Annotated in this window: 13 protein-coding genes; 5 read left to right on the top strand and 8 right to left on the bottom strand. The window is 70.2% G+C overall.

The genetic code is table 11. The features are described 5' to 3' along the window. Positions 1–48: 48 nt before the first annotated feature. Together erpA and ACFWGP_RS03965 are read right to left on the bottom strand one after the other, a co-directional pair. Positions 49–399: an iron-sulfur cluster insertion protein ErpA gene (gene erpA, locus ACFWGP_RS03970; RefSeq protein WP_231431070.1), complete on the bottom strand. Its 351-nt coding sequence runs from the start codon at positions 397–399 to the stop codon at positions 49–51. A gap of 81 nt (positions 400–480) precedes the next feature. Further along, positions 481–1,923, bottom strand: a complete 1,443-nt coding sequence (locus ACFWGP_RS03965; RefSeq protein WP_231431071.1) for a dipeptidase — start codon at positions 1,921–1,923, stop codon at positions 481–483. A gap of 37 nt (positions 1,924–1,960) precedes the next feature. Between ACFWGP_RS03965 and ACFWGP_RS03960 the strand changes: the two genes are divergently transcribed. Then, complete coding sequence (locus ACFWGP_RS03960) at positions 1,961–2,548, top strand: DUF3043 domain-containing protein (RefSeq protein WP_231431072.1); 588 nt, start codon at positions 1,961–1,963, stop codon at positions 2,546–2,548. Between the two features lie 70 nt (positions 2,549–2,618). On the opposite strand, the gene ACFWGP_RS03955 is transcribed toward ACFWGP_RS03960, so the two are convergent. Continuing rightward, positions 2,619–3,767 carry an alkaline phosphatase family protein gene (locus ACFWGP_RS03955; RefSeq protein WP_231431073.1) on the bottom strand — a complete coding sequence of 383 codons (1,149 nt, stop codon included), beginning with the start codon at positions 3,765–3,767 and terminating at the stop codon, positions 2,619–2,621. A gap of 75 nt (positions 3,768–3,842) precedes the next feature. On the opposite strand from ACFWGP_RS03955, the gene ACFWGP_RS03950 reads away from it, so the two are divergent. Then, positions 3,843–6,317 (top strand): DNA topoisomerase (ATP-hydrolyzing) subunit A, encoded by a 2,475-nt coding sequence (locus tag ACFWGP_RS03950; protein ID WP_231431074.1) that lies wholly within the window; start codon positions 3,843–3,845, stop codon positions 6,315–6,317. Positions 6,318–6,480: 163 nt separating this feature from the next. Here ACFWGP_RS03950 and ACFWGP_RS03945 read toward each other — a convergent pair whose 3' ends face one another. Next, entirely contained in the window at positions 6,481–8,559 is a 2,079-nt protein-coding gene (locus ACFWGP_RS03945) for a type IIA DNA topoisomerase subunit B (RefSeq protein WP_376930165.1), read from the bottom strand. A gap of 146 nt (positions 8,560–8,705) precedes the next feature. Here ACFWGP_RS03945 and ACFWGP_RS03940 point away from each other — a divergent pair, with 146 nt between their 5' ends. Beyond that, positions 8,706–8,939 carry a hypothetical protein gene (locus tag ACFWGP_RS03940; RefSeq protein WP_231431076.1) on the top strand — a complete coding sequence of 78 codons (234 nt, stop codon included), beginning with the start codon at positions 8,706–8,708 and terminating at the stop codon, positions 8,937–8,939. A gap of 81 nt (positions 8,940–9,020) precedes the next feature. Here ACFWGP_RS03940 and ACFWGP_RS03935 read toward each other — a convergent pair whose 3' ends face one another. From ACFWGP_RS03935 to ACFWGP_RS03920, 4 genes are all read right to left on the bottom strand, one after another. Further along, positions 9,021–9,758: a type 1 glutamine amidotransferase gene (locus tag ACFWGP_RS03935; protein ID WP_231431077.1), complete on the bottom strand. Its 738-nt coding sequence runs from the start codon at positions 9,756–9,758 to the stop codon at positions 9,021–9,023. Next, positions 9,755–10,915 (bottom strand): Mur ligase family protein, encoded by a 1,161-nt coding sequence (locus ACFWGP_RS03930; RefSeq protein WP_231431078.1) that lies wholly within the window; start codon positions 10,913–10,915, stop codon positions 9,755–9,757. Before ACFWGP_RS03930 ends, ACFWGP_RS03935 begins: the two co-directional genes overlap by 4 nt. Positions 10,916–11,033: 118 nt before the next feature. Then, positions 11,034–12,362 carry an RNA polymerase sigma factor gene (locus tag ACFWGP_RS03925; RefSeq protein WP_231431079.1) on the bottom strand — a complete coding sequence of 443 codons (1,329 nt, stop codon included), beginning with the start codon at positions 12,360–12,362 and terminating at the stop codon, positions 11,034–11,036. Positions 12,363–12,631: 269 nt separating this feature from the next. Next, the gene (locus tag ACFWGP_RS03920; RefSeq protein ID WP_275505830.1) at positions 12,632–13,558 is read right to left on the bottom strand and encodes a proteasome assembly chaperone family protein; all 927 of its coding nucleotides are present in this window, start codon (positions 13,556–13,558) and stop codon (positions 12,632–12,634) included. A gap of 89 nt (positions 13,559–13,647) precedes the next feature. Between ACFWGP_RS03920 and ACFWGP_RS03915 the strand changes: the two genes are divergently transcribed. Both ACFWGP_RS03915 and lpdA read left to right on the top strand, forming a co-directional pair. Next, on the top strand, positions 13,648–15,120 hold the full coding sequence (locus ACFWGP_RS03915; protein WP_376930164.1) for a leucyl aminopeptidase: 1,473 nt from the start codon (positions 13,648–13,650) through the stop codon (positions 15,118–15,120). Positions 15,121–15,218: 98 nt separating this feature from the next. Continuing rightward, positions 15,219–16,592, top strand: a complete 1,374-nt coding sequence (lpdA, locus tag ACFWGP_RS03910; RefSeq protein ID WP_376930163.1) for a dihydrolipoyl dehydrogenase — start codon at positions 15,219–15,221, stop codon at positions 16,590–16,592. Positions 16,593–16,604 lie beyond the last annotated feature (12 nt).

The raw sequence follows: 16,604 nt of genomic DNA, 5'->3' as shown, positions 1-16,604 counted from the left end.
AAAGGGGGCCGCAAGATGCGGCCCCCTCTCAGGAAGATGCGGTAGCGCTCAGTGGAACGAGTCGCCGCACGCGCAGCTGCCCTGCGCGTTCGGGTTGTCGATCGTGAACCCCTGCTTCTGGATGGTGTCCTCGAAGTCGATCGCCGCGCCGTCGAGGTACGGCACGCTCATCTTGTCGACCACGACCTCGACGCCGTCGAAGTCGACGACGGCGTCGCCGTCGAGCAGGCGCTCGTCGAAGTAGAGCTGGTAGATGAGGCCGGAGCAGCCGCCGGGCTGCACCGCGACCCGCAGGCGCAGGTCGTCGCGGCCCTCCTGCTCGAGGAGGCTGCGCACCTTGTCGGCGGCGGGGTCGCTCAGCTTCACGCCGTGCGTGGTCTCGGTGATCGTGTCGCTCATGTCTCTCCTCGATGCGTCAGGAACGCGGAATCCTCGTTCCATGGTAACCGTCGTGAGCACCGCGACGGCTGTGAGTCGTCATCATTCCGTCGTGCGGGCGTCCAGTCGCGCGAGGAACAGCGTCTCGGCCAGCACCGAGCGCCGGAAGACGCCGAGGTGCAGCGACTCGTTCGGACTGTGCGCGCGCGAGTCGGGGTCCTCGACTCCGGTGACGAGGATCTGGGCGGCGGGGAACTCGTCGACGAGCTCGGCGATGAACGGGATCGAGCCGCCGACGCCCATCTCGACGGGCTCGCGCCCCCAGGCCTCGGCCATCGCGGCGCGAGTCTCCGCCACGGCCCAGCCGGTCGTGTCGACGAGGAACGGCTGCCCAGTGTCGACGTCGTCGAAGGTGAGTCTCGCGCCGAACGGTGCGTTCGCCTCGAGGTGCGTGCGGATGGCCTCGTACGCCTCCCTTGCGTCCTGCCCCGGCGCGACGCGCGCGCTCACCCGGACCTTCACACCGGGCACGAGCGTGTTCGAGGCGTTCGCGATGTCGGGGGCGTCGATGCCGGTGATCGTGATCGAGGGCTTCGCCCAGATGCGCGAGAGGATCGAGTCGCGACCGACGGGTTCGACCCCGTCGAGCAGTCCCGTCTCGGCGCGCAGCTGCGCCTCGTCGTACTCGGGCGTCTCGAAGTCGGCCGACGTCAGCCCCTCGACCGCGACGGCGCCGTCCGCGTCCCACAGTGTGTCGAGCAGCCGGATGGCGGCGAACATCGCGTCGGGCACCGCCCCGCCGAACATGCCCGAGTGCGAGGCATGGCCCAGCGTGTCGATGCGCAGGTTGAACGCGACGGCTCCGCGCAGCGCGACGGTGATCGCGGGCGTCTCGAGGTCCCAGTTGCCGGAGTCGGCGACGATGATCGCATCGGCGGCGAGGAGCTCGCGGTGTTCGCGCAGGAAGTTGCCGAACGACTGCGAGAGGTACTCCTCCTCGCCCTCGATGAAGACGGCGATGCCGAGGTCGAGGTCGGGGCCGAGCGCCTCGGTGAGGGCGCGGATCGAAGCGACGTGCGCCATGATGCCGGCCTTGTCGTCGGCCGCACCGCGGCCGTACAGCCGGTCGCCGCGGAGGGTCGGCTCGAACGGCGCGGAGTCCCAGTCCTCGTCCTTGCCGGGGGGCTGGACGTCATGGTGAGCGTAGAGGAGCACCGTCGGGCGGCCGTTGCGCGCGGCACGGTGCGCGATCACGGCGGGCGCGCCGAGCTGCGGCTCGGCATCGTCCTCGGCGCCGGCGACCGGGGCGCGGCGGACATCCACGAGGTCGAAGACGCCGAGCCCGCGGACGAGTTCGGCGACGGCTTCGGCGCTCGCGTGCACGTGCGCCGGGTCGAAGGCCGGCCACGACACCGACGGGATCTTCACGAGACGGGTGAGGTCGGCGATCGTCGACGGGAAGCCCGCCTCGACGGCCGCCCGCAATTCGTCGGCCTTCGGGGTGGTCGCCGCGGATCCCGCAGCGGTGGGGAGAGAGTCGGTCATGCCGGTAATCTTAAGGGGAACCGATTCGAGGGATCCCGTGGCAAAGCACCCCAACAGCACCGATCAGCCGAGCGCCGAGTCGCTCGAAGAGACCCAGGCGCGCCTGAAGCAGGGCGGCAAGGGCGCCCCCACCCCGACGCGCGCCGAGCGCGAGGCCGCGAACAAGCGCCCGCTCGTTCCGAACGACCGCAAGGAGGCGGCGAAGCAGGCCCGCGCGAAGGCGGCCGATGCGCGCGAGAAGGCCCGCGTCGGCATGGCGATGGGCGACGAGAAGTACCTGCCCGCCCGCGACCGCGGCCCGCAGAAGAAGTACGTGCGCGACTACGTCGACGCACGCTTCAGCGTCGGCGAGGTGCTCATCCCCGTCATGTTCGCCGTGATCGTGCTGACGTTCATCCCGAGCGCCGAGATCCAGGCGGCGAGCATCATGCTGCTGTGGGCGTTCTTCCTGATCGCGCTCGTCGACGTCGTCATCCTGGGCTTCACGCTGCAGCGGAAGCTCACGGCGAAGTTCGGCGAGGGAAAGGTCGAGCGCGTGCGCTGGTACGCGGCGATGCGCGCCCTCCAGCTGCGTGCGCTCCGTCTTCCGAAGCCTCAGGTGAAGCGCCGCCAGTACCCGGCCTGAGCACGGTTCAGCGCCGATCGACTCCGTCACGGCCCGGTCGAGGGATGCCTCGTGCCGGGCCGTCGTCGTCTCACCCCCGTGCGAACGCCCCGAGCCTGATGAACGGCACGCGCATCTCCTCGTCGGTGAGCGAACCGTGCTGCCCGATCATCTTCTCGGCCTGCCGGTCGGCGAGTCGGGCGTCGTAGTAGGCGATGCCGGCCCGCGCCGCGACCAGCAGGTCGCCGATGCGCGGTGCGACCACGGGGTCGACGTCGCCGAAGAGCCGCGCCCCGATCGCCTCGGCGCGGGTCATGACCCATGCCCGGCGCGACTCCGCTTCACGCCACGCTGCGACGACCGACGCACGCTCGGGTTCGTCGAGGCCGGGTTCGAAGTAGAGCTGCAGGCAGCGCGGCTCGCCGCCGACGTGCCGTACGCCGTCGACGAGCGCCGGCCTGGCGTCCACGAACACGTGCCGGTGCGCGGGAACGTCGACCACGCCGTGGTCCGCCGTGACGACGAGGCCCGTGCCACGAGGCATCCGCTTCTCGAACGACGCCGCCTCGGCGTCGAGCTGTTCGAGGAGCCCGAGCCAGCGGTCGGACTCCCAGCCGTGCGCGTGCGCGGCCTGGTCGAGTTCGGGCACGTAGAGGTAGACGAGCGCCGGTTCGCCGGACGAGAGCACGTCGAGCGCAGCGGAGAAGCGATCGGAGATCGACGCGCCGGCCACGTAACGGGCTCCGCGCAGCACTGCGCGCGTGAATCCCGAGTCGACGTACCGGGGTGCGCCGATCGCGACGGCGTCGACCCCTCGCTCCCCTGCCGCCTCGAAGACCGTGCCCCGTCGTTGCCAGGTCTCCGGTCGCATCCGGTCGTCCCAGCCGTTCAGCTGGTTCACGAGGCGATCGTTCGCCCCGTCGAGCGTGCGGTAGCCGACGAGGCCGTGCTCGCCGGGACGCGCAGCCGTCGTGAGGCTCGCGAGCGCCGCCGCCGTCGTCGACGGGAAGACGGTGCGCGCGACATCCCGCTTGCCGAACCGCGATGCGAGGAAGCGGGCGTGACCGGCGCGGCCCCGGAGGTTCGCGGCGCCGAGCCCGTCGACGAGCAGCACCACCGCGCTGCGCGACGCCGGGAAGCCCAGCGGGTTCGCCTCGCCCGAGAGGCTCGCGAGGCAACTCTCGAGCACCTCGGTGAGGTGCGGAGGCGTGTCGGCGGGCACCGGTAGCATGGCAGACATCGCGCCCAGTCTGGCATAGGCAGGGCGCGCCCCCGTTCCACCGCGTGCTCGGCACGCACGGCACAGAGAACACGGATGACCCGAGCCAAATCGCAGCCAGCCGACGACCCGATCGTCGAGCGCATCGAAGACGTCGACGTCGCCACCGAGATGCAGGGCTCGTTCCTCGAGTACGCCTACTCGGTGATCTACTCGCGCGCGCTTCCCGACGCCCGTGACGGACTCAAGCCCGTGCAGCGTCGCATCATCTACCAGATGACCGAGATGGGCCTCCGGCCCGACAAGGGCCACGTGAAGTCGGCCCGAGTGGTCGGCGAGGTGATGGGCAAGCTCCACCCGCACGGTGATACGGCGATCTACGACGCGCTCGTGCGCATGGCGCAGCCGTTCACGCTCCGGGTGCCGCTCGTCGACGGCCACGGCAACTTCGGTTCGCTCGACGACGGCCCCGCGGCCCCGCGGTACACCGAGGCCCGGCTCGCCTCCCCCGCGCTCGCGATGGCCGAGGGACTCGACGAGGACGTCGTCGACTTCGTGCCGAACTACGACAACCAGCTCACGCAGCCCGAGGTGCTGCCGAGCGCGTACCCGAACCTGCTCGTGAACGGCGCCAGCGGCATCGCCGTCGGCATGGCGACGAACATGGCGCCGCACAACCTGATCGAGGTCGTCGGCGCGGCGCGTCATCTCATCGCGCATCCGAACGCGACGCTCGACGAGCTCATGGAGTTCGTGCCGGGCCCCGACCTGCCGACCGGCGGCACCATCGTCGGCCTCTCCGGCATCAAAGACGCGTATGCGACCGGCCGCGGCAGCTTCAAGACCCGTGCGAAGGTCTCGGTCGAGCAGCTGACGGCGCGCAAGACGGGGCTCGTCGTCACCGAGCTCCCCTATCTCGTCGGCCCCGAGAAGGTCATCGAGAAGATCAAAGACGGCGTGAACGCCAAGAAGATCAACGGTATCTCCGACGTCACCGATCTCACCGACCGGGCGAACGGCCTGCGACTCGTCATCGGCATCAAGACCGGCTTCAGCCCCGATGCGGTGCTCGAACAGCTCTACCGGCTCACGCCCCTCGAGGACTCGTTCAACATCAACAACGTCGCACTCGTCGACGGCGGGCCCCAGACGCTCGGCCTCCGCGAACTCCTGCAGGTGTACGTCGGCCACCGCATCGCGGTCGTCACCCGGCGGTCGGAGTACCGGCTGGCACGTCGCCGTGAGCGCCTGCACCTCGTCGACGGCCTGCTCATCGCGATCCTCGACATCGACGAGGTCATCCAGGTCATCCGCTCGAGCGACGACACCGCGGCTGCTCGCACCCGCCTGATGGAGGTGTTCGACCTCAGCCAGGTGCAGGCCGAGTACATCCTCGAGCTGCAGCTGCGCCGGCTCACGAAGTTCTCCCGCATCGAGCTCGAGGCCGAGCGCGACCGGCTCCGCGCCGAGATCGAGGAGCTCGAGACGCTGCTCGCGAGCCGCCACCGCATCGAGGCGCTCGTCTCCGACGAGCTCGCCGAGGTCGCCGAGCGGTTCGGCACCCCTCGCCGCACGCTCCTCACCGATGCCCGGCCGTCGATCGCGGGAGCTGCCGCGAAGCGCGCCGCGGCCGTCCTCGAGGTGGCCGACGTGCCGTGCCGCGTCTTCCTCTCGGCGACGGGGCGCATCGCCCGCGTGGACCTTCCCGAGGGTCCCGACGGCCCCCCGTCGATCTCCCCGCCTGCCCGGCGCAGCAAGCACGACGCGATCCGTTCGTCGCTCGACACGACGAGCCGTTCCGAGATCGGCGCGGTGACGAGCCTCGGCCGCCTCATCCGGTTCACGCCGGTCGACCTGCCGATGCTGCCGCCGACCTCGGTGCAGCTCGGCGCCGGCGTGAAGATCGGCGACTACCTCGCCCTGCCGAACCGCGACGAGCGCGTCCTCGCCATCGTCTCGCTCGACGCCGACCGCTCGATCGCGCTCGGCACGAAGCAGGGCGTCGTCAAGCGCGTCGCGACGGGGGCCTATCCGAGCAAGCCCGAGTTCGAGGTGATCGGGCTCAAGGCGGGCGACGAGGTCGTCGGCGCCGTGCAGGGCGACGAGACCGACGAACTCGTGTTCGTGGCTTCCGATGCGCAACTGCTGCGGTTCCCGGCTGCGTCGGTGCGCCCGCAGGGCTGTCCTGCCGGCGGCATGGCCGGCATCAACCTCGGCAGTGGTGCGCACGTCATCCACTTCACGAGCGTGCCCGCGGTCTCCGCCGAGGCGACCGTCGTCGTCACCGTCGCCGCCTCGAGCGACACCTTGCTCGGCACCGACCCCGGCAGCGCGAAGGTGAGCGACTTCGGCGAGTTCCCCGCGAAGGGCCGGGCGACGGGCGGTGTGCGCGCGCAGCGGTTCCTCAAGGGCGAGGACGCACTGCACCTCGCGTGGGTCGGCGTTTCGCCCGCCTTGGCCGTCGGCACGGACGGCTCGTCGCGCGACCTGCCCGATTCCGGTGCGAAACGGGACGCCTCGGGGCAGGCGCTCGGCGCGGTCATCGGCGCGGTCGGCCGGCGGATCGGCTGATCGCCGCGGTCAGCGGTCGGCCGTCCCGGCCGATCCGATTCGCGCCGCCGGGGTGACCCGGCGAGTCGGTCACGGCGTGTTCGGCGCTGGTCGACACCGATGCGCCGGCGATCGCACGACACCCCGCCTCCGGCGTTGACCGGAGGCGGGTCAGGACGGACGATCAGGCGTCGATGCGGTCCCGCTCGAGGGCGTCGGAGCTCTCGATGATGAATTCCTTGCGCGGCGCGACGTCGTTGCCCATGAGGAGCTCGAACACACGACCCGCGTTCTCGGCGTCGCCGATGCCCACCCGTCGCAGCGTGCGGTGCCGACGGTCCATCGTCGTGGTGGCGAGCTGATCGGCGTCCATCTCACCGAGTCCCTTGTAGCGCTGGATCGGGTCCTGGTAGCGCTTCTTCTGCTTGTCGAGCCCGGCGAGCACGCCGGCGAGCTCCGCTTCGGAGTACGTGTAGATCGTCTCGTTGGGCTTCGAGCCGGGGTTCATCACCACCACCCGGTGCAGCGGCGGCACCGCGGCGAACACACGACCCTCTTCGATCATCGGGCGCATGTAGCGGAAGAAGAGCGTGAGCAGCAGCGTGCGGATGTGCGCGCCGTCGACGTCGGCGTCGGCCATCAGGATGACCTTGCCGTAGCGGGCCTGCGAGAGATCGAAGCTGCGTCCAGAGCCGGCGCCGATCACCTGGATGATCGACGCGCACTCGGCGTTGCCGAGCATGTCGGCCACGCTCGCCTTCTGCACGTTCAGGATCTTGCCTCGGATGGGCAGCAGCGCCTGGTGCTCGCTGTCGCGCGCGAGCTTCGCGGTGCCGAGCGCCGAGTCGCCCTCGACGATGAAGAGCTCCGAGTGGGCGACGTCGTTGGAGCGGCAGTCGACGAGCTTGGCCGGCAGCGACGAGCTCTCGAGCGCGTTCTTGCGCCGCTGCGTCTCCTTGTGGGCGCGTGCGGAGATGCGCGACTTCATCTCGGCGACGACCTTGTCGAGCAGCAGCGCCGACTGCGTCTTGTCGTCGCGCTTCGTCGACGCGAAGCGCTCCTTCAGCTCCTTCGTGAGCACGTTCGAGACGATGCTGCGCACGGCGGGCGTGCCGAGCACCTCTTTCGTCTGGCCCTCGAACTGCGGCTCGGGAAGGCGCACCGTGATCACGGCGGTGAGACCGGCGAGCACGTCGTCCTTCTCGAGCTTGTCGTTGCCCGCCTTGAGCCGGCGTGCGTTCTGCTCGACCTGCTGCCGCAGGAACTTCAGCAGGCCCTGGTCGAATCCGGCCTGGTGCGTGCCGCCCTTCGGCGTGGCGATGATGTTCACGAACGAACGCATGACGGTCTCGTAGCCCGTGCCCCACCGCAGTGCGATGTCGACCTCGCACTCGCGGGAGAGCTCGGTCGGCGCCATCGCCCCCGTCTCGCTCAGGACGGGCACGGTCTCGGTGAAGTGACCGGAGCCGGTCAGGCGCCAGATGTCGGTGATGGGCGAGTCGGGCGAGAGGTGCTCGACGAACTCTGAGATGCCGCCCTCGAACTGGAAGGACGTGGTGTGCGGCGTCTCGCCGCGCTCGTCGGTGACGTCGATCGCGAGTCCCGGCACGAGGAACGCCGTCTGCCGTGCCCGGCCGAGCAGCTCGTCGGTCTGGAACTCGGCGCCCTTTGTGAAGATCTGGCGGTCGGCCCAGTACCGGATGCGCGTGCCGGTCACGCCCTTGGCGACCTTGCCCACCACGCGCAGCTCGCTCTGCTTCTCGAAGGGGGTGAACGGCGCTTCGGGCGAGGGCGAACCCGAATCGGCGAAGACGCCCGGCTCACCGCGGTGGAAGGACATCGCGTACGTCTTGCCGTCGCGGTCGACCTCGACATCGAGTCGCTCGCTCAGGGCGTTCACGACCGAAGCGCCGACGCCGTGCAGGCCGCCCGAGGCCGCGTACGACCCCGACCCGAACTTGCCGCCGGCGTGCAGCTTGGTGAAGACGACCTCGACGCCGGTGAGCCCCGTCTTGGGTTCGACGTCGACGGGGATGCCTCGTGCCCGGTCGCGCACCTCCACGCTGCCGTCGGGGTGGAGCAGGACGCCGATCTCGGTGCCGTGACCGGCGAGCGCCTCATCGACCGAGTTGTCAATGATCTCCCAGAGGCAGTGCATGAGGCCGCGCGAATCGGTCGAGCCGATGTACATGCCGGGGCGCTTGCGCACCGCCTCGAGCCCTTCGAGGACGGAGAGATGGCGGGCGGAATAGTCGGAGCTCACGTCGAACAAGCCTAGTGAGCGCGGCCGACACCGGAGTGCAGGCGCTACGCGCTGAGCGAAATGCCCGGCGGAACGGAAGTCCCCCGCTGCTACGCGTGTTTTCATTGATGAACGGAAGATCGAGCATGAGCGACGGAGGAGGAGCCATGACCCAGTACACCGAAACCACCGGTGCGGTCGAAGTCGAGACCCCCTACGAGCTCACGGCGCTCGACCGCTGCGACGCCTGCGGCGCCCAGGCCTACATCCGCGTCGTCGTTGCGAGCGGCGAACTGCTGTTCTGCGCCCACCACGGCCGCAAGCACCAGGAGAAGCTCTCGCAGATCGCACAGAGCTGGCACGACGAGAGCGATCGCCTCCTCGCCGACGACCGCAACTGACGACCTGACGCACGACACGAGCAACGCCCCGGCAGGACCGGGGCGTTGCTTCGTTGCGGGGCGGTGGCAGCCGCCGAACGCTCAAGCGTCGGGCGCCTCGACGCCGGCGGCGCGTGCTTGCACCGAGCGTGCCGCGGCCGCGTAGCCGTCGACCTCCTCGGAGCGCCCCCCGGGCGTGTAGTCGACCCCCGCGCGCTCGGCCATGATCGTCAGCAGGCGATCGGCGAAGGCCGGGTTCTTCGCGAGCACGGGGCCGTGCAGGTGGGTGCCGAACACCGAGCCCATGACCACGCCCTCCTGTCCGGAGTCGCGGCCGTTGCCGCCACCCGCGAGCACGCGGCCGAGGGGCGAGCCCTCGGCCCCGATGTAGTCGCGCGCATGGTTCTCGAAGCCGACGAGCATGCCGAACGCGGGTGAGCGCACGACGAGGTCGCCCGTGACGCGCTCGGCACGCGGCACGGCCCGCCCCGGGAGGATGCCGAGTCCCTCGATGCTGCGACCGTCCCCGGTCTCGATGCCCCAGCTGAGCAACTCCCAGCCGGTGCCGACGCCGAGGATCGGTACGCCCTCGGTGCCCCACCGCCGGAGTTCGTCGTGGAGTCCGAGGAGCCGTTCGCGGCTCGCCTCGAGCGAGGCGTCGCTGCCGGAGCCGAGCACGACCGCGTCGACGCGGTCGGGCAGCACGGCGGCATCGTCGACGGCACGGACGTCGGCCTCCAGGCCCGCCCACCGCGCGCGCATCGCGAGCACCTGCGCGTTCTGCGCGTCCCCGTTGGTGTTCTGCAGCGTCGGCAGCAGCGAGACGATCGTGAAGCTCATTCGGTACCCGTCAATCCGAGGTGCGCCCTCGTGCGGCGCATCGAGTCGGCCGAGAAGACGATCGTCTTCACGCCGGCGGTCGGCGCGGGTGCAGCGAGGAAGTCGTCGAGCGCGCGCGCCAGGTCGGGCTCGATGCGATCGATGCCGACGCCGTCGTAGGCGAGCATGAGCGCGGCCTCTGCCGCCTTCGATCCGCTGACGATCGCAACCCGTCGGAGCGACGACGCGTCCGCCGGCCAGAAGTACGACGGATCACGGACGTCGGACCCGATCGCGAAGAGGATGTCGCTCGTGCCGGGTTCGATGCTGTCCACGTTGAGCTGGTAGCTCGCAGGGTTCTGCACGAGCACGAACTCGACCTCCTGTCCTCGCACGGTCACTCGCTCGCCCCGGCCGAACACGGCGGGGATCGCGTCGAGCGCTCGCGCCGCGGTCTCGCCCGAGAAGCGTTCGCCGAGCACGGCCTTCGCCGTCGAGTACGCTGCCGCGGCGTCGACCGCGTAATGCGTTCCGCGTGCCGGCAGCCCGGCGACGACCCGACGACCTTCGTCGAGGAGCGTGGTCGTGCGACCCTCGACCGAGTCGATCACGACTCCTGCGGCGGGGTCGAGACGCGTCGTCGACGTCTCGGTGTAGCCGAGCCCCCGCGGCGCCGCGTCGAGGACCGATTGCGAGACGCCGAAGCGTCGCACCGAGACATCCGGCCCGACCTTCTCGGCGAGCCGCTCGAGGTAGGCGTCGTCGGCGTTCACGACGACCGACTCCCCCGCCCGGGCGGCGATCCGGCCGAGCATGCCCGCGACCATCTCGGAGTCGTGGAACCGGTCGATCTGGTCGACCATCACGTTCGTCAGGCAGACGACGCGCGCATCGACGCCCTGCATGACGAGCGCGCCGTGGCCCTCGTCCATCTCGAGGACGGCGACCTCGCCCGGCACCCGGCCCCGCCAGTCGGCCTGCTCGAGCAGCGCCGAGGTCAGCCCCTGGCTGATGTTCGCGGTCGACGGGTTGGTGAACACGTCGACGCCGTGCTCGCGGAGGATCGCGACGAGCATCTTCGTCGTCGTCGACTTGCCCGCCGATCCGGAGACCACGACGAGCCCCTGCGGGAAACCCGACAGGGTGCGCTTCAAGTAGTTCGGCGCGATCCGGTTCACGACCAGACCGGGAACGGCAGAGCCGCCGCCCGGCTTGCGCAGCCGGGCGGCGAATCTGGTGAGTCTGCCGACGAGGATCGCCGGCCCATAACGCAGGGATCCAGCGCGCACCGGCGGCCTACTCGAGGTAGTCGCGCAGCGACTGCGACCGCGAGGGGTGGCGGAGCTTCGCCATCGTCTTCGACTCGATCTGGCGGATGCGCTCGCGGGTCACGCCGAACGTGTCGCCGATCTGGTCGAGGGTCTTCGGCATGCCGTCGCCGAGGCCGAAGCGCATCCGGATGACGCCCGCCTCGCGCTCGCTCAGGGAGTCGAGGAGCGACTCGAGCTGCTTCTGCAGCATCGTGAAGCCCACGGCGTCGGCCGGCACGACCGCCTCGGTGTCTTCGATCAGGTCGCCGAACTCGCTGTCGCCGTCCTCACCGAGCGGCGTGTGCAGCGAGATCGGCTCGCGGCCGTACTTCTGCACCTCGATGACCTTCTCGGGGGTCATGTCGAGTTCGCGGCTCAGCTCTTCGGGCGTGGGCTCGCGCCCGAGGTCCTGCAGCATCTGGCGCTGCACGCGGGCGAGCTTGTTGATGACCTCGACCATGTGCACGGGAATGCGGATGGTGCGGGCCTGGTCGGCCATCGCGCGCGTGATCGCCTGGCGGATCCACCACGTGGCGTAGGTCGAGAACTTGAAGCCCTTGGTGTAGTCGAACTTCTCGACCGCGCGGATGAGACCGAGGTTGCCCTCCTGGATGAGGTCGAGGAACTGCATGCCTCGACCCGTGTAGCGCTTCGCGAGCGAGACGACCAGGCGCAGGTTGGCGCCGAGCAGGTGGCTCTTGGCGCGCTGGCCGTCCTTCGCGACCCACTGCAGCTCGCGACCGAGCTGCGACCGCTTCTCGGTGTCGCTCATCTGCGACAGCTTCTCCTCGGCGAAGAGTCCCGCCTCGATGCGCATCGCGAGCTCGACCTCTTCGGCCGCGTTCAGGAGCGCGACCTTGCCGATCTGCTTGAGGTAGTCCTTGACCGGGTCGGCCGTCGCGCCCGTGATGGTGGACGAGTAGACCGGCACCTCGTCTTCGTCGTCGGAGGCGCGCAGCACGAGCGCACCCGTCGGGTGCGGTTCGATGGCGACGGGCTTCGCGTCGTCGTCCTCGTCGGTCGCCTCGTCGTGGGCCCCCTCGGCGGCGTCGGTCTCGACCACCTCGAGGTCGGCGGGGTCGACCTCGTCGTCCTCTTCGTCGTCGGCGGCCTTGCCCTTCGCCTTGGTGCGGGGCTTCGCGGCGCTCTTGGCCGTGCTCGTGCGAGGCGTCTTCGACGCCGTCGTGGTCTTCGCAGCCGCCTTCGCGGCGGGCGCCTTCGCAGGCGCCTTGCTCGCAGTCGACTTCGCGGCGGTCTGGCGCTTCGCGGCCGGCTTCTCAGCCTCGGCCTCGGCCTTCGCCTTCGTCGTTGCCATACGTTTGAACCTCTCCTACCGTCGCGCGGCGTGTGCCCTCTCGGAAGGCGCGGCTCGTGCATTCGGTCCGGTCGTTTTCGGACACTATGAGGACCCATGTCAAGTCCGCGTGGATGGCACGGTCTCGATCGTGCCCGCGAACCCGAACGGGTCCTGCCTTAATTATACAGGTCCTGAACGATCGACGCGCACGCCCGACGCCCCGCCGCACATCCACAGACAACGTCGGCGGGCCACCCGCCATTCCCCGGATCGGACGGTCCTCGCGTTCAGGCGCCTCGCGGGGGTTCGTCGTCGCGCGACCGACGGAAGGCCAGGAACTTCTCGAGCTCTGCCGCGATCTCGTCGGCGCTCGGCAGTTCGCCGTCCTCGTCGGTGAGCGGGGATCGCAGGGTCGTGCCCTCCATGTAGGCGTCATGCCGCCCCTCGAGGGTGCCCACGAGCTTCGCGAGCTCGCCGTTCTCGGCGACCTGCTCGTCGATTCGTGCGATGAAGTCGCGCCCCTGCTCGCGGAGCGCGTCGGTCGGGAAGATGCGACCCGTCGCGGCACTGATCGCCTCGAGGGCGGCGATCGCGGCCGACGGATACTCGGTGTCCGCGAGGTAGTGCGGGATGAGCAGCACGAAGCCCGTCGTCGGATGCCCGAGCTCGACGAGCCGGTACTCGACGAGGTGCAGCGCGTTGCCCGGCACCTGGGTCGTCGGACGCCAGACGGACATCGTGTCGATGAGCTCGTCCCGGTTGCCGCTCACGGTCACCCGGATCGGGCGCGTGTGCGGCACCGGCATCGGAATCGAGTTCACCCAGGTCGTCGACGCCACCTGCAGTTCGTCGATGAGCTGCAGCACGGCCGCCGTGAACCACTCCCACTTGAAATCGGGTTCGAAGCCGGTGAGCAGCAGGAAGGGCCGGCCGAGCTCGTCGCGCGCGAGCTCGAGCTCGAGCCGCGGAGGCGTGTACTCGGTGAAGTGGTCGCCCTCGAAGAGCATGATCGGTCGCCGAGCACGGTAGTCGAGGAGCTCGTCGACGTCGAAGGTCGCGATCGATGTCGTCTCGAGCGTCTCGCGCAGGTACTCGGTCGTTTGCGCGACCGCCCCGCCGGCGTCGGCGAAGCCGGTGAGCCCGGCGACGAGCGGGAGCCCCGGCGGCACCGACACGTCGACGTTCAGCTCGTACAGGGAACGTGGATCGCGCATGTTTCCAGCCTACTGACGCGGTGCCGGCGACCCGCCGCCGACGGAGCCGCGCCGTGCATGCCCAGAGCGAACACGTAACATCTGGAGCCATGACCGTTCCCGCGCTCTCCGTGATCGACTCCACCGCCGCCTCCGCCGACGCCGACGTCGTGCTCCTCGTCGCCAGGCAGGGGGCCGACGGCGTCGAGCTCCTCACGCCCGAGGGCTTCGACTGGGTGCGCCCGCAGATCGTCGCGCTCGGCGCGACCGGCGCGGCGGAGGAGCTGACCCGGCTCCCGGGCGCCGACGGCGGGCCGCGCGTCATCGCGGTGGCCGGGGTGGGCGACCGAGCGGATGCCTCGAGCCTGCGCCTCGCCGCGGGTGCCGCCGTGCGTCGCCTCGGCAAGGCCGAATCGGTGGCCGTCGCAGTCGCGCTGGGCGACGCCGACGCCGTCGCCGCACTGCTCGAGGGCGCCGCGCTCGGCGCCTACGCCTTCGACGAGTACCGCAGCGAGGCGAAGCCGCGGGTCACGCGCATCGACCTGCACTCCGAACTCGGCGCCGAGGCGGTGGGACTCGACCGGCTCCGCTCCGTCGTCGCCGCCGTGGCACGCACGAAGGACCTTGTGAACACGTCGCCCTCGGAGCTCTTCCCGGCGAGCTTCGCCGAGCTCGCCGTCGCCGCGGCCGCCGAGGTCGGCGTGACGGCGACGGTCTGGGACGAGCGGGCGCTCGCCGCCGACGGCTTCGGCGGGATCCTCGGCGTCGGCCAGGGCTCCAGCCGCGGGCCGCGCCTCGTGCGCCTCGAATGGGCTCCGGCCGAGGCATCCGCCCACCTCGCGCTCGTGGGCAAGGGCATCACGTTCGATTCGGGCGGCCTCTCGCTGAAGCCGATGCTCTCCATGGTGGGCATGAAGACCGACATGGCCGGCGCCGCCGCCGTGCTCTCCGCGATGATCGCGTTCGCCGAGCTCGGACTGCCCATCCGCGTGACCGGCTGGCTGTGCCTCGCCGAGAACCTGCCCTCGGGTACCGCGACCCGGCCCAACGACGTGCTCCGCATCCGCGGCGGCAAGACCGTCGAGGTGCTCAACACCGACGCCGAGGGGCGGCTCGTGCTCGCCGACGGCCTCGTGGCCGCGAGCGAGGAGCAGCCCGACGCGATCGTCGACGTCGCGACCCTCACCGGTGCGCAGATGGTCGCGCTCGGCGGGCGCATCTCCGGCCTGCTCGGCGACGACGAGCTCGTGGCACGCGTCCGGTCCGCGGCGGACCACGTCGACGAGGCCGTCTGGCCGATGCCGCTGCCCAAGGACCTCATGCCGATGCTGAAGTCCGACGTCGCCGACCTCACCAACACGAAGCTCGGCCAGACCGTGCCCGGCATGCTGCTCGCCGGCGTCTTCCTGCAGGAGTTCGTCGGCACGCGCAAGGGCACCGAGGAGCGGATTCCCTGGGCGCACCTCGACATCGCCGGCCCTTCGCACAACTCCGGCGCGGGCTGGGGCTTCACCGGGACGGGAGCGACCGGGGCGGCCGTGCGCACCCTCGTCCGTCTGGGCGAGGAGCTCTCCGCCAAGTAGTAAGGTCGTTCAGGGCGAGAACGTCGCCCGAACGCCTGCCTGGGCGACACGCCCGTGGCAGTCCGTGTCGCAGATCAGGTGCGCAAGGGAGATTGCGGTTGTCCGAGCAGAACTTTGACATTGTCGTCCTCGGCGGGGGCAGCGCGGGCTATGCCGCAGCGATCCGCGCCGTCGAACTCGGCCTCACCGCCGTGGTGATCGAGAAAGACAAGCTCGGCGGCACGTGTCTGCACCGCGGATGCATCCCCACGAAGGCGCTCCTGCACGCGGCCGAGGTCGCCGAGGTCTCGAAGGAGTCCGCGAAGTACGGCGTGAAGGCCGCGTTCGAGGGCATCGACATGGGCGGCGTCACCGCCTACCGCGAGGGCATCGTCTCGAGCAAGTGGAAGGGCCTCCAGGGTCTCCTCAAGGCGCGCGGCATCCTCGTCGTCGAGGGTGAGGGCCGCCTCGTCTCCGCGAACACCGTCCAGGTCGGCGACGACCGCTACGTCGGCAAGAACGTGCTGCTCGCGACCGGCTCGTACTCGCGCTCGCTGCCCGGTCTCGAGATCGGCGGCCGCGTCATCACGAGCGAGCAGGCGCTCGAGCTCGACTTCGTGCCGAACAAGGTCGCCGTGCTCGGCGGCGGCGTCATCGGCGTCGAGTTCGCGAGCGTCTGGCGCTCGTTCGGCGCCGAGGTGACCATCATCGAGGCGCTCCCCCACCTCGTCCCGAATGAAGAGGAGTCGGTCTCGAAGCAGCTCGAGCGCGCGTTCCGCAAGCGCGGCATCGACTTCTCGCTCGGCGTCCGATTCCAGAGCGTCACGCAGAACGACCAGGGCGTCGTCGTCACGCTCGAGAACGGCACGACCTACGAGGCCGACCTGCTGCTCGTCGCCGTCGGACGCGGCCCCGTGACGCAGAACCTCGGCTACGAAGAGGTCGGCATCACGATCGACCGCGGCTTCGTCATCACCGACGAGCGCCTCCAGACGAGCGTTCCCGGCGTGTACGCCGCGGGCGACATCGTCCCCGGCCTGCAGCTCGCGCACCGCAGCTACCAGCAGGGCATCTTCGTCGCGGAGGAGATCGCGGGCCTCAGCCCGATCATCGTCGAGGACGTCAACATCCCGAAGATCACGTACTGCGAGCCCGAGGTCGCTTCGATCGGCTACACGGAGGCGAAGGCCGCGGAGAAGTTCGGCGCCGACCAGGTCAGCTCGTTCGACTACAACCTCGCCGGCAACGGCAAGTCGAGCATCCTCGGCACCGGCGGATCGATCAAGGTCGTCCGCGTGAACGACGGCCCCATCGTCGGCGTCCACATGATCGGCGGCCGCGTCGGCGAACTCATCGCCGAGGCGCAGCTCGCCGTGAACTGGGAGGCGTACCCCGAGGACATCGCCCCCTTCATCCACGCGCACCCGACCCAGGGCGAGGCGTTCGGCGAGGCTGTGCTCAAGCTCGCCGGCAAGCCGCTGCACGCCATCTGAGTCCGCTGCCCG

The sequence above is a fragment of the Agromyces sp. NPDC127015 genome (genome assembly GCF_042725165.1).
GTDB classification, from domain to species: domain Bacteria; phylum Actinomycetota; class Actinomycetes; order Actinomycetales; family Microbacteriaceae; genus Agromyces; species Agromyces chromiiresistens.
Note: the sequence above shows the minus strand (reverse complement) of the source record. Positions and strands in the feature narration are given on the sequence as shown.

Excerpts from the sequence above, each read along its gene's own strand:
- ACFWGP_RS03915 (WP_376930164.1), top strand. The coding sequence starts at position 13,648 with ATGACCGTTCCCGCGCTCTCCGTGATCGACTCCACCGCCGCCTCCGCC.
- ACFWGP_RS03965 (WP_231431071.1), bottom strand. The coding sequence starts at position 1,923 with ATGACCGACTCTCTCCCCACCGCTGCGGGATCCGCGGCGACCACCCCG.
- ACFWGP_RS03940 (WP_231431076.1), top strand. The coding sequence starts at position 8,706 with ATGACCCAGTACACCGAAACCACCGGTGCGGTCGAAGTCGAGACCCCC.
- ACFWGP_RS03955 (WP_231431073.1), bottom strand. The coding sequence starts at position 3,767 with ATGTCTGCCATGCTACCGGTGCCCGCCGACACGCCTCCGCACCTCACC.
- ACFWGP_RS03920 (WP_275505830.1), bottom strand. The coding sequence starts at position 13,558 with ATGCGCGATCCACGTTCCCTGTACGAGCTGAACGTCGACGTGTCGGTG.
- erpA (WP_231431070.1), bottom strand. The coding sequence starts at position 399 with ATGAGCGACACGATCACCGAGACCACGCACGGCGTGAAGCTGAGCGAC.
- ACFWGP_RS03935 (WP_231431077.1), bottom strand. The coding sequence starts at position 9,758 with ATGAGCTTCACGATCGTCTCGCTGCTGCCGACGCTGCAGAACACCAAC.
- ACFWGP_RS03950 (WP_231431074.1), top strand. The coding sequence starts at position 3,843 with ATGACCCGAGCCAAATCGCAGCCAGCCGACGACCCGATCGTCGAGCGC.
- ACFWGP_RS03925 (WP_231431079.1), bottom strand. The coding sequence starts at position 12,362 with ATGGCAACGACGAAGGCGAAGGCCGAGGCCGAGGCTGAGAAGCCGGCC.